Source organism: Pseudomonas sp. MF6755 (assembly GCF_016405635.1).
GTDB classification, from domain to species: domain Bacteria; phylum Pseudomonadota; class Gammaproteobacteria; order Pseudomonadales; family Pseudomonadaceae; genus Aquipseudomonas; species Aquipseudomonas haemolytica.
Genome location: NZ_JAEKDA010000002.1, coordinates 133,518 through 146,621, shown reverse-complemented (window position 1 = coordinate 146,621; position 13,104 = coordinate 133,518). Strand labels below are relative to the sequence as shown.

Here is a 13,104-nt window from a genome sequence, read left to right as displayed (position 1 = left end):
ACTCCTCAGGCCATCTGCGCTGCAGCGGTGACTTCGGCAGGTTGCGCCGAACGCACGGTGCGCCAAGTGTTGTAAGCCATCAGGAACATGCCGCTGAGGAAGATGGCACCGCCTACCAACCGCACAATGAAGCCTGGGTGGCTGGCCACCAGGGTTTCGACGAACGAGTAGGTCAAGGTGCCGTCTTCGTTGACCGCACGCCACATCAGGCCCTGGGCGATGCCGTTGACCCACATCGAGGCGATGTAGAGCACGGTGCCGATGGTGGCCAGCCAGAAGTGCGCGTTGATCAGGCCGAGGCTGTACATCTGCTCGCGACCGAAGACTTTCGGGATCATGTGGTACAGCGCGCCGATGGAAATCATCGCCACCCAACCCAGCGCCCCGGCGTGTACGTGGCCGATGGTCCAGTCGGTGTAGTGGGAGAGGGCGTTGACGGTCTTGATCGCCATCATCGGGCCTTCGAAGGTCGACATACCGTAGAACGCCAGGGACACCACCAGGAAGCGCAGGATCGGGTCGCTGCGCAACTTATGCCAGGCACCCGATAGAGTCATCATGCCGTTGATCATGCCGCCCCAGCTCGGGGCCAGCAGCACCAGCGACATCACCATGCCCAGGGACTGCGCCCAGTCTGGCAGGGCGGTGTAGTGCAAGTGGTGCGGGCCGGCCCAGATATACAGGGTGATCAGTGCCCAGAAGTGCACGATGGACAAGCGATAGGAATACACCGGACGCTCGGCCTGCTTGGGCACGAAGTAGTACATCATCCCGAGAAAGCCCGCAGTGAGGAAAAAGCCCACAGCGTTATGCCCATACCACCACTGCACCATGGCATCCGTCGCACCACCGTACAGCGAGTAGGACTTGGTCAGGCTGACCGGGATTTCCAGGTTATTGACGATATGCAGGATCGCCACGGTGATGATGAACGCACCGAAGAACCAGTTACCAACGTAGATGTGCTTGGTGTTGCGCTTCATGATCGTGCCGAAGAACACAATGGCATAGGCGACCCAGACGATGGTGATCAGGATGTCGATCGGCCATTCCAGCTCGGCGTATTCCTTGGAGCTGGTGTAGCCCAGCGGCAAGCTGATGGCAGCCAGCAGGATAACAAGCTGCCAGCCCCAGAAGCAGAACGCGGCGACTTTCGGCGCGAACAGTTGCGTCTGGCAGGTACGCTGCACCGAGTAGAAGGAGCTGGCAAACAGTGCGCAGCCACCAAAGGCGAAGATCACCGCGTTAGTGTGCAACGGGCGCAGGCGGCCGAAGCTGGTCCAGGGCAAATCAAAGTTGAGCGCAGGCCATACCAATTGGGCAGCGAGAAAAACCCCGAGCCCCATGCCGACGATGCCCCACACCACCGTCATAATGGCGAATTGGCGGACCACCTTGTAGTTATAGGCGGTACTTAAAGTAGTGTTCATGGTTCCCCATCCACGGTTCAACCCAAGCAAATGCGGCACTTGGGCTGGAGTTATAGGCAGACTAAAAAGCGAGGCAAGCATGGGCAAAGAGCACAAGGCCAGTATTGACGGGGATCAATGGGCGCAGTGTGTGCGCGAACGCGGCTGGCTGTGGAATGTCGCCACGGGCAAGACGTCGGGCGAGCCGGTCACGTTGATCCTGGCCCACGGCGCCGGCGCACCGATGGACTCGGCGTTCATGAGCGACATGGCTGAACGCCTTGCCGGGCATGGCGTGAACGTGCTGCGCTTCGAGTTCCCGTACATGGCCCAACGCCGGGTAGACGGCGGCAAACGCCCGCCGAATCCGGCGCCCAAACTGCTGGAGTGCTGGCGTGAGGTGTATGCCCAGGTGCGACGTCATGTCGCTGGGACACTGGCGATTGGCGGCAAGTCCATGGGTGGGCGGATGGCGAGTTTAGTAGCCGACGAGTTGGGTGCCGATGGCTTGGTGTGCCTGGGCTATCCGTTCTATGCAGTGGGCAAGCCGGAAAAACCACGGGTGGAGCATCTGGCCGGGTTGAAGACGCCGACCTTGATTGTGCAGGGCGAGCGTGATGCGCTGGGTAATCGGCAGGCAGTGCAAGGCTATGAGTTGTCGCCGAACATCGAGGTGATGTGGCGGGTGGCGGGGGATCATGATCTGAAGCCGTTGAAGGCTTCGGGGTTCAGCCATGAGCAGCATCTGGAGGCTGCGGCGGTGCAAGTGGCTGAGTTTCTCGGCTCCTGTTAGGGCCTATCGGGGGCAAGCCCCTCCCACATTCGACCGAGTTCCAACTTTGGAATAGGGTCAAAATGTGGGAGGGGGCTTGCCCCCGATTGCGGTCTACCGGTTAAAGCGCTCTACCAGCGAGTACTGGGTATTCGCGGTATGGGTCAGTTCCTCACTCAACTGCGCCGAGTTCATCGCCTGTTCCGAGGTCTGATCCGCCAGCAGCGCAATGGTGCTGATATTTCGGCTGATCTCTTCAGCAACAGCGCTTTGCTCCTCGGTGGCAGCGGCGATCTGGGTAGTCATATCGGTGATATTCGCCACCGCCTCACTGATACCCACCAACGCCTGGTCCGCTTCCATTACCCGCGCTACACCCTCTTCAGCCTGGCGATGCCCGGCGTCCATGGTTTGCACGGCCGCAGCCGCCGTGTGTTGCAGCTTGGCGATCAAGGCATGGATCTGCCCGGTGGACTCGGCCGTACGCTGCGCCAGTTGGCGAACCTCGTCTGCCACCACCGCAAAACCACGACCCATCTCCCCGGCACGCGCCGCTTCGATGGCCGCGTTGAGGGCCAACAGGTTGGTCTGGTCGGCGATGCCTTTGATCACATCGACCACGCCGCCGATTTCATCGCTGTCCTTGGCCAATTGGGTGACGGTCACGCCCGTCTCGCCCACGGCCACCGACAGCCGTTGAATCGCCTCGCGGGTTTCCCCGGCGATATCGCGGCCGCGGCCGGTCAGGCGGTTGGCTTCCTGGGTGGCGTCGGCGGTGCGCTGTACATGGCTGGCCACTTCCTGAGTGGTCGCCGCCATCTGGTTGACCGCTGTGGCCACCTGTTCGGTTTCCACGCGCTGGCGTTCCAGGCCGCTGGAGCTGTTGTGCGCCAGGGTGTTGGACTGCGCCGCCTGGGCGTTGAGGTGCTCGGCAGTGTCCTGCAACCGAGTCAGACAGGTCTTAAGACGTGCTTCCTGGCTGAGGATCGACATTTCCAGTCGCGCCTGGGCGCCACGGCTGTCGGTGTACATCTGCGCGATCAACGGGTCGGAGGTGGTCTGCTCGGCCAGGCGCAGCAAACGCTTGAGGCCGCGTTGTTGCCAGCTCAGGCCCAGCAGGCCCAACGGCACCGACAGACCCGCCGCCAAGGCAAAGCCCCAGTGGGAGTTGAGCGACGCGCCGATCATGAAGCTCAACTGGCTGACCAGGATAAACGGCAGCCAGTCCTGCAGCACCGGCAGCCATTTGTCCCGCTGAGGAACGGCCGACTTGCCCTGGTTGATGCGTTGATAGAGCGCTTCGGCCCGGCGGATCTGCTCGGCGGTGGGCTTGATGCGCACCGATTCGTAGCCGATCACCTGGTTGCCGTCGAAGACCGGTGTTACGTAGGCGTTCACCCAGTAGTGGTCACCGGTCTTGCAGCGATTCTTGACAATGCCCATCCATGGCAAGCCTTGTTTGAGCGTTGACCACATATGCGCGAATACCGCTGCCGGAACGTCCGGGTGACGTACCAGATTGTGCGGGGCACGGATCAGTTCGTCGTGGGTGAACCCACTGATTTCGACAAACGCGTCGTTGCAGTAGGTAATGACACCCTTGGCATCTGTGGTGGAGATCAACCGTTGCTGAGCGGGGAAGGTACGTTCGCGCTGGGTAACGGGTTGGTTATTACGCATGATTGTTCAATCCACAAGGCTTTCAGGGGTTATCGGCAATGGCGAGCATTTATTTAACTTGTTTTTTGCAACAATCCAGTGGGCCGAGGTAAGCGTCAGCTGGCCAGCATCGGATAGGTGAACAGTCCGAAGTGAAGCAGGTTCAAGCCAAAGTGCGTGGCAATCGCCGCGCCCAGCCCGCCAAAGCGATACGCCAGGCCGTAACCGACGCCGGCAATACTCGCCAGCAGCACCCACTGCCAACCCGCGCCCAGGTGCACCAGGCCGAATAACAGCGAGGCCAGCAGCAGCGCGAGGTTCTCGCCGTAGGGCAGGTTTTTGAAGCGCTGGCTCAGGCCACCCTGGATATAGCCACGGAACAGCGCTTCCTCGACCAGCGTCACCAGCAGCAGGTTATTCAATACCCAGAGCCACGCCTGGTCCGGCCACTTCGGTGCCCAGCTGATCATGCCCGTCAGGGCTGCGCCACCCAAGGCGGCGATGGCGGTCAAGACCAGCGCCACGGCAGTGACGCAGATCGACAGGCGCAATGACCGCCGCGCCACAATCCACGGGCAGGCCAGCAGCAGCCAGAAGCCGATCAGCGGTTTGTCCTGGTTCAGGTACATCGAAAAGGGCACGGCGTCAGGGGTAAGGCGCTGGGGCGCGATGCCGCGGCCATTGTAGAAACCCGGCAACCAGTGCATCGCCAGGCCCAGGGCAAGGACGATAAACAACCCGTGGCCCAGGTAGCGTGCCCAAGGGTTACGCTGCTGGCGTACGGCGTATCCGGCCACCAGCAACAGCGCCACGGAGACCGCCGCCAGTATGCCCAGTTGGCCGTAGATCAAGGCCATGACATAGCCGATGGAAAGCAGCGTGAGGTACAGCCAGGGCAGAGCAATCATGTGAAATCCTTAGAAAAAACTGGGCGGCATTATAGCGAGTGGTCTGGTTCGACGGCATGAAAAGTCCTCCACGCACAGGGCGGCGGGGGAAAGGATTGCAAAATGTGTTTGCGGCTGGTTATAGTCGACGCGTTCTTATCCCTTCAAAAAGATCAGCACATGCCAGCTTCCCAGCGCATAGCGGTAGTCGATTCAGCGGTCAACGCTGTGGTCGTGCCGTGCGGCGGCAAGCAGCCTGCGCAGATCAGTCACTACCCCCCACCTGTCAGTAGCACGCCGGTGTACGCAGTCGTATCACCGCCGGGTGTTGGCATTTCGGGCTGATCAGCGATTCGCTGTTGCCCTGTGCCTGCCTGAAAAAAACCTACCGAATTTCAGCCTTGGCTGAATTGGCTTTTTTGCCTGATTACAGGTGGTAACTCATGTCTGTTCTTTCGAAACAATCCGTGGCCGCGGTGGCCTCGACGAGCCTGTTTGTCTTGCTGTGGAGCAGCGGGGCGATCTTTTCCAAGTTGGGCCTGGCTCACGCTTCACCCTTTGCCTTTCTACTGATCCGTTTTGCCATCGCCCTGCTGGGGTTGGTGCTGCTGGTGCCTATCCTCACGTTGAAGATGCCACGTCCCGGCAGGCCGATGTTGTATGCAGCGGCGACGGGCCTGGTGCTGTTGGGGGCCTACCAGATTTTCTATCTGCTGGCCCTGGACCTCAAAGTCACGCCCGGCGTGATGGCGACCATCATGGGCGTACAGCCGATCCTCACTGTGGTGCTGATGGAGCGCCAGCGCTCCTGGCGCCGGCTGTTCGGCCTGGGGTTGGGCTTGGCCGGGTTGATCATGGTGGTGTACCAGGGCATCGGGCTGGCGGGCATGTCCCTGGCCGGGATGCTGTTCGGGCTGCTGGCGCTGGCGAGCATGACGTTGGGCTCGATCATGCAAAAACGCATCACCGACAACCCCTTGGGCACGTTGCCGCTGCAATATCTGGCCGGGCTGTTGTTGTGCGCCGTGTTCGTGCCCTTCCAGCCGTTCCACTTTGAACACAGCGCGGGCTTTTACCTGCCGGTGCTGTGGATGGGGCTGGTGGTGTCAGTGCTGGCGACGTTGTTGCTGTATCGCCTGATTGCCCGCGGCAACCTGGTGAATGTCACCAGCCTGTTCTACCTGGTGCCGGCGGTGACGGCGGTGATGGACTACCTGATCTTCGGCAATCGGCTGGCCGTGTTGAGCCTGTTGGGGATGGTGTTGATCATTGTCGGTCTGGTCTTTGTATTCCGTAAAAACTGAAACCTACCCCTGTAGGAGCGAGCACGCTCGCTCCTACAGTTTTTGCGGGCGCAGCACCAACCACAACGCCCCGGCGATCAACACCCCGCCATACAGATGGGCCATGGACAACGGCTCATCCAGCAGCAATGCCCCCCACAGCACGCCGAACGGCGGGATCATGAAGGTCACGGTCATCGACTTGACCGGGCCAATCGATGACAGCAAGCGGAAGTACAGGATGTACGCAAATGCTGTACACACCAATCCCAGCCCCAGCAGCGACGCCCACACCTGCCAGCCGCCCCAACTCGCCGGTGGCTGGCTGATGGCGCTGTAGGCAAACAACGGCAGCAAGAACAATGTAGCGCCAAGCATGCTGCCCAAGGCCGACAGGCGGCTGTCCAACCCGCCGCGCTGATCCAGCCAGCGCCGCGCCAGGAAACCGGCAAAGCCATAGCAGGTGGTCGCCAACAGGCACGCCAGTGCGCCCATCAACAATTCCAGATCAAATGCCACCGGCCCTGCGCGCGTGAGCACGGCGACGCCAAACAGCCCCAAGGCTACCCCTGAGATTTTCGACGGTGTCAGGCGTTCACTGAAGAACAACCCGCCAATCAGCACGCCCATCAACGGTGTGGTGGCGTTGAAGATCGCCGAATAACCCGCCGGCAATACCTGGGCCGCCACCGAGTACATGGTTGCCGGGATTCCGGAGTTGATCACGCCCAGCAGCAGGACCGTCTTGAACTTGCCCTGGAAATCCCAGCTCACGCGCATCATCGCCAGGATTACCAGCAAGCCGGCGGCGGCAATCGACACGCGGAAAAACGCAGTCGGCACCGTGCCGATTTCGGGCGCGATGATGCGCATAAACAGAAAACTCGCGCCCCAGATGGCAGCCAGTCCCAGCAGATACAGGGTGTCGACAGGTCTCACGGAAAACTCCTATGCCAATCAGGCGGGGGAGTGTTGCCCAGCGTCCGGGCCGACACAATGTCTAAGTACAAATCATCCTTCTCCTGCCTCGGTTCACTGGCTAAGCTCTGGGCTTCCAGTTACCCGTTCGAGGTTTCCCGCATGTCGCAGCCCGCCCTCGCTATCGCCCGAATGATCCTCGACGGGTTCGACGATTACCGTGAGCACTTCCGCCAAATCACCGATGGCGCCCGCGAACGTTTCGAGAAGGCCCAGTGGCAGCAGGGGCAGGCCGCTTCCGCGGCGCGCATCAACTTGTATGAGGACAAGGTCAGCGAAGTCACCACCCGCCTGCGGGCAAGTTTCGAAGGGGCCGCGTTGCAGGACATCGACCTGTGGCCCCTGGTGAAAAGTGCCTATATCGGCCTGATCGACCTGCGCTTTGACGATGAACTGTCCGAGACCTGGTACAACTCGATCTTCTGCGGCCTGTTCAGCCACGACCTGATCAGCGACGGCTGCATGTTCATCCACACCACCCGGCCGAGCCTGCGCCGGGCGCGGGCGGCGCAAACCCGGATCTACACACCGGCCGGTAACCTCGCAGACATGTTGGCGCAGGTTTTCTCGGACTACAGCTTCAGCGAGCCCTACGCCGACCTGCCGGCAGACCTGCAACGCCTCGAAGCCCAATTGCGGGAAAACCTGCCGGATTGGGTGTGCAAAGACCCGGACCTCAAGGTCGAGTTGTTTTCCTCGGTGCTCTACCGTAATAAAGGCGCCTACCTCGTGGGGCGCATCTACACCCGTGACGAACAATGGCCGTTGGTCATCCCTTTGCTGCACCGCGAAGGCCGTGGCATCCAGATCGATGCGTTGATCACCGACGAAGCCGACGTGTCGATCATCTTCTCGTTCACCCGTTCCTATTTCATGGTCGACGTGCCGGTGCCGGCCGAATTCATCGGCTTCCTCAAGCGCATCCTGCCGGGCAAGCACATTGCCGAGTTGTACACCTCCATTGGCTTCTACAAGCACGGCAAATCCGAGTTCTACCGTGCGTTGATCAACCATCTGGCGACCACCGATGACCAGTTCATCATGGCTCCAGGTGTGCGTGGCATGGTCATGAGTGTGTTCACGCTGCCGGGCTTCAACACCGTGTTCAAGATCATCAAGGACCGCTTTTCGCCGTCGAAAAACGTCAACCGGGCCACGGTGATCGAAAAGTATCGCTTGGTGAAAAGCGTCGACCGGGTAGGGCGCATGGCCGACACCCAGGAGTTCGCCGACTTCCGCTTCCCCTTGAGCAAGTTCGAGCCCGAGTGCCTGGCCGAGTTGCTGGAGGTCGCCGCCGGTACGGTCCAGGTAGAAGGCGACACGGTGCTCATTCGCCACTGCTGGACGGAACGGCGCATGACCCCGCTCAACCTCTACCTCGACAACGCCAACCCCGCCCAGGTGCGCGAAGCCCTGGAAGACTACGGCCTGGCGATCAAGCAACTGGCGGCGGCGAATATCTTCCCCGGCGACATGCTGCTGAAAAACTTCGGCGTCACCCGTCACGGCCGCGTGGTGTTCTACGATTACGACGAAATCTGCTTTCTCACTGAAGCCAACTTCCGCCATATCCCCGCGCCGCGTACCCCAGAGGATGAAATGGCCTCGGAGCCGTGGTACTCCATCGGCCCGCTGGACGTATTCCCCGAAGAATTCCCGCCGTTCCTGTTTGCCGACGCCGGCCAGCGCAAGTTGTTCGACGAGCTGCATGGCGAGCTGTACAACGCCGATTACTGGAAGGGCCTGCAAGACGCGATTCGCGCTGGCAAGGTCATTGATGTGTTCCCGTACCGGCGCAAGGACCGCGATAGCGAATGAGGGGCGCGCACATCCAGGGTTTTCTGCGACAATCCGCCCCCTGCATAAATAGACGACCCAAACGCACCTGATGACTGACCAAGCACCCACCATCGACCAACTGCTGAAAACCCTCGATCACGCCATGCTCGCCGACCGCCACCGCTTGCGCCGGCAGTTGCTCGAGCTGCGCAAGAAGCCCGATGAGGAGAAGCTGGCGCAGTGGGTGGCGCGCATGCAGGCATCCTGTGCCCAGGTCACGGCGCGGCGCGCCAGCCTGCCGCTGATTCGCTATGACGACAGCCTGCCGATTGCCGCCAAGCGCGATGAAATCAAGGACGCGCTGCTCAAGCATCAGGTGCTGATCATTGCTGGCGAGACCGGCTCGGGCAAGACCACCCAGTTGCCGAAAATCTGCCTGGAAATCGGCCGCGGCCAGTACGGCCTGATCGGCCACACCCAGCCACGGCGGATTGCAGCGCGCAGTGTCGCCAGCCGTGTCGCAGAAGAGTTGGCCACACCATTGGGCGCTTTGGTCGGCTATCAAGTGCGCTTCGAAGACCAGAGCGATTCCAACACCCTGATCAAGCTGATGACCGACGGCATCCTCCTGGCTGAAACCCAGAACGATCGCTACCTGGAACGCTACGACACGATCATCGTCGACGAAGCCCACGAACGCAGCCTGAACATCGACTTCCTGCTCGGCTACCTCAAGACCCTGCTGCCGCGTCGCCCCGACCTGAAAGTCATCATCACCTCGGCGACCATCGACCTGGAGCGTTTTTCCAAGCACTTCGACGATGCGCCGATTGTCGAGGTCTCTGGCCGTACCTTCCCGGTGGATACCTGGTATCGCCCGCTGACCCTGGAACAGGACGAAGAGGGCAACCGCGTCGAGGACGACTTGACCGTCGATCAGGCAATCCTCGCCACCCTCGATGAAATCGCCGCTTATGAGCGCAGCGAACGCCGCAGCCCCGGCGACGTGCTGGTGTTTTTGCCGGGCGAGCGTGAGATCCGCGACGCCGCCGACATGCTGCGCAAGGCCCAGCTCAAGCACACCGAGATCCTGCCGCTGTATGCACGCCTTTCACCGGCCGAGCAGCAGCGTATTTTCCAATCCCACCCGGGCCGGCGCGTGGTGCTGGCGACCAACGTCGCGGAAACCTCGCTGACCGTGCCGGGCATTCGTTATGTGATCGACAGCGGCACCGCGCGCATCAGCCGCTACAGCTACCGCGCCAAGGTGCAGCGCCTGCCGATCGAGGCGATTTCCCAGGCCAGCGCCAATCAGCGGAAAGGCCGCTGTGGCCGGGTTGAGCCGGGCATCTGCATTCGCTTGTACAGCGAAGAGGACTTTATCGGCCGCCCGGAATTCACCGACCCGGAAATCCTGCGCACCAACCTTGCCGCCGTGATCCTGCAGATGCTGCACCTGCGCCTGGGTGAAATCACCGATTTCCCGTTTATCGAACCGCCCGATGGCAAGGCGATCAGCGACGGTTTCAACCTGCTGCAAGAACTCTCGGCGGTGGACCGCAACAGCCAGCTCACGCCATTGGGCCGCCAGCTCGCACGCCTGCCGGTGGACCCGCGCATGGGCCGCATGTTGCTGGAAGCGGCCAAGCTCGGCAGCCTGCAGGAAGTGCTGATCGTCGCCAGCGCCATGTCGATCCAGGACCCGCGCGAGCGCCCGCCGGAGCGCCAACAAGCCGCCGACCAGGCCCACGCTCAGTGGAAAGACCCGGATTCGGACTTCGCCGGGCTGGTCAATTTGTGGCGCGGGTTTGAAGAGCAGCGCCAGGAACTGACTGCCAGCCCGTTGCGTAACTGGTGTCGCAAGAACTTCCTCAACTACCTGCGCCTGCGCGAGTGGCGCGATTCCCATCGTCAGTTGAGCCTGATTTGCCGCGACATGCAGCTGAGCATCAATAAAGAACCGGCGGACTTCCCGAAACTGCACAAGGCGGTACTGTCCGGCCTGCTCAGCCAGATCGGCCAGAAAACCGAAGACGGCGATTACCTCGGGGCGCGGCAGCGGCGCTTCTGGATTCACCCCTCGTCCGGCATCGGCAAGAAGCGCCCGCAATGGCTGATGACCGCCGAACTGGTGGAAACCACCAAGCTTTATGCGCGCATGGTGGCGAAGATCGACGCCGACTGGATCGAGCCGCTGGCCGGGCACCTGATCAAGAAAAACCACTTCGAACCCCATTGGGAGAAGAAGCGCGGCCAAGTGGTGGCGTTTGAGCAGATCACCCTGTTCGGGCTGATCATAGTCGGGCGTCGGCCGGTGCATTACGGGCCGATTGACCCCGTGGTGTCCCGCGAGCTGTTTATCCGTGAGGGCCTGGTACGCGGCGAAATTCAGTCCCGGGCCAAGTGCCTGACGGCCAACCAGCAACTGCTGGAGCAACTCGACGAACTGGAAGCCAAGGCCCGCCGCCGCGACATCCTGGCCGATGAAGAAACCCTGTACGCCTTCTACGATGCGCGCCTGCCGGCGGAGATCCACCAGACGGCGACCTTCGACAGCTGGTACAAGGTCCACAGCCAGAAAGACCCACAACTGCTGATCATGCGCGAAGAAGACGTGCTGGCCCGCGAGGCCAGTGAAGTCACCGCCGCGCATTATCCGGACACCTTGCACCTGGGCGACCTGGCGCTGGCCTTGAGTTACCACTTCGAACCCAATCACCCCCGCGACGGCGTCACCCTGCGTGTGCCGGCGCCGTTGCTGCCGGCGTTGCCGGCCGAACGCCTGGAGTGGCTGGTACCGGGGGTGATCGAAGCCAAGTGCATCGCCCTGGTGCGTAACTTGCCCAAGGCGTTGCGCAAAAACTTCGTGCCGGTGCCGGACTTCGTCAAGGCGGCGCTGCAACGCATCGAATTCGGCCAGGGCTCGCTGCCCCAGGCGCTGGGGCGCGAGTTGCTGCGCATGACCGGTGCGCGGGTCAGCGATGAGGCTTGGGCCGAAGCGGCACAACAGGTGGAAAGCCACCTGAAGATGAATCTGGAAGTGGTCGACGGCCAGGGCAAGTTCCTTGGCGAAGGTCGCGACCTGGCCGAACTGACCGCACGTTTTGCAGAGGCCAGCCAGGCCGCATTGGCCGTACCGCAAACCGCGAAAAGCCAACAGCCTGTAGAAGCCAAGGTGTTCGCGGCGGTGGCTGAAAAGACCCAGCAAAACATCGCCGGCCTGTCGATGACGGTGTACCCGGCGCTGGTGGAAGAGAACGGCACGGTCAAGGAAGGGCGTTTCTCCACCGCCGCCGAAGCCGAGTTCCAGCATCGCCGCGCGTTGCAGCGCCTGCTGATGCAACAACTGGCGGAACCGGCGAAATTCCTGCGCGGCAAATTGCCGGGCCTGACCGAGCTGGGCTTGATGTACCGCGAACTGGGGCGTATCGACGCGCTGGTGGAAGACATTCTGCTGGCCAGCCTCGATACCTGCGTGCTCGAAGGCGAGGCCAGCCTGCCCCGCGACGGCGCGGGCCTCGCGGCTTTGGCTGAACGCAAGCGCGGCGGTTGGACCGAACACGCCGAGCGCCTGGCGCGCCTGACCCTGGAAGTGCTGAAACTGTGGCACGGCCTGCAAAAGCGCTTCAAAGGCAAGATCGACCTGGCCCAGGCCGTGGCCTTGAACGACATCAAGCAGCAACTGAGCAACCTGGTGTACCCGGGTTTTGTGCGGGAAACCCCGGCGCAATGGTTCAAGGAACTGCCGCGTTTCCTTAAGGCCATCGAACTGCGCCTGGAAAAACTGCCGAGCCAGGTACAGAAGGACCGGGTGTGGAGTACCGAGTTGAGCGGCCTGTGGGCGCAGTACCAGAACCGCCTGAACAAACACACCCAGGAAGGTAAGCGCGACCCGCAGTTGGAGCTATACCGCTGGTGGCTGGAGGAATATCGGGTGTCATTGTTTGCCCAGCAGTTGGGTACCAAGGTGCCGATTTCCGATAAGCGCCTGAGCAAGCAATGGAGCCTGGTGGAAGCTTGATAAAGACCACATCTGTCCAGGTGGGAGCTGGCTTGCCTGCGATGCAGACGCCTCGGTGTATCAGTGATACCCAGTCGCTGCCATCGCAGCATAGGGTATTCATTGCCATAGCGAAAAGCAGGCATGCGAGGTCATGGCGGCAATCAAGGAACGCTTGGAAAAGTGTCTGCTGATCATGCACCCGGACAAGTCGAAGATCGTCTACTGCAAGGGCAGTAACCGAAAAGCAATTTACCTAACGACGCAATTTACCTTTCTTGGTTTCACCTTTCGGCCCAGCGAGGCATAGGGCAAAAGAGTGCGTCTGTTTACCAGC

8 protein-coding genes and 1 pseudogene are annotated in these 13,104 nt (G+C 61.3%); 5 read left to right on the top strand and 4 right to left on the bottom strand.

What is annotated here, in order from left to right; translation table 11 throughout:
* Positions 1–5: 5 nt before the first annotated feature.
* Entirely contained in the window at positions 6–1,430 is a 1,425-nt protein-coding gene (gene ccoN, locus JFT66_RS03055; RefSeq protein ID WP_034119260.1) for a cytochrome-c oxidase, cbb3-type subunit I, read from the bottom strand.
* A 79-nt stretch (positions 1,431–1,509) separates the two neighbouring features.
* On the opposite strand from ccoN, the gene JFT66_RS03050 reads away from it, so the two are divergent.
* A complete protein-coding gene (locus JFT66_RS03050) occupies positions 1,510–2,202 on the top strand; it encodes an alpha/beta family hydrolase (RefSeq protein ID WP_198858726.1) in 693 nt (230 codons plus the stop codon).
* 93 nt (positions 2,203–2,295) lie between these two features.
* Here JFT66_RS03050 and JFT66_RS03045 read toward each other — a convergent pair whose 3' ends face one another.
* Together JFT66_RS03045 and JFT66_RS03040 are read right to left on the bottom strand one after the other, a co-directional pair.
* Positions 2,296–3,861, bottom strand: coding sequence for a methyl-accepting chemotaxis protein (locus tag JFT66_RS03045; RefSeq protein WP_034119258.1), 1,566 nt, complete (start codon positions 3,859–3,861; stop codon positions 2,296–2,298).
* A 95-nt stretch (positions 3,862–3,956) separates the two neighbouring features.
* The gene (locus JFT66_RS03040; protein WP_198858725.1) at positions 3,957–4,748 is read right to left on the bottom strand and encodes a CPBP family intramembrane glutamic endopeptidase; all 792 of its coding nucleotides are present in this window, start codon (positions 4,746–4,748) and stop codon (positions 3,957–3,959) included.
* A gap of 422 nt (positions 4,749–5,170) precedes the next feature.
* On the opposite strand from JFT66_RS03040, the gene JFT66_RS03035 reads away from it, so the two are divergent.
* Entirely contained in the window at positions 5,171–6,031 is an 861-nt protein-coding gene (locus JFT66_RS03035; RefSeq protein WP_034119256.1) for a DMT family transporter, read from the top strand.
* Positions 6,032–6,064: 33 nt separating this feature from the next.
* Here JFT66_RS03035 and JFT66_RS03030 read toward each other — a convergent pair whose 3' ends face one another.
* Positions 6,065–6,949, bottom strand: coding sequence for a DMT family transporter (locus JFT66_RS03030; protein ID WP_034119255.1), 885 nt, complete (start codon positions 6,947–6,949; stop codon positions 6,065–6,067).
* 141 nt (positions 6,950–7,090) lie between these two features.
* On the opposite strand from JFT66_RS03030, the gene aceK reads away from it, so the two are divergent.
* From aceK to JFT66_RS29725, 3 genes and pseudogenes are all read left to right on the top strand, one after another.
* On the top strand, positions 7,091–8,806 hold the full coding sequence (gene aceK, locus JFT66_RS03025) for a bifunctional isocitrate dehydrogenase kinase/phosphatase (RefSeq protein WP_198858724.1): 1,716 nt from the start codon (positions 7,091–7,093) through the stop codon (positions 8,804–8,806).
* A gap of 70 nt (positions 8,807–8,876) precedes the next feature.
* Positions 8,877–12,788, top strand: a complete 3,912-nt coding sequence (hrpA, locus tag JFT66_RS03020) for an ATP-dependent RNA helicase HrpA (protein ID WP_034119253.1) — start codon at positions 8,877–8,879, stop codon at positions 12,786–12,788.
* A gap of 97 nt (positions 12,789–12,885) precedes the next feature.
* Positions 12,886–13,074 (top strand): annotated as a pseudogene (locus JFT66_RS29725) (group II intron reverse transcriptase/maturase); the annotation flags it as partial.
* Positions 13,075–13,104: the final 30 nt, after the last annotated feature.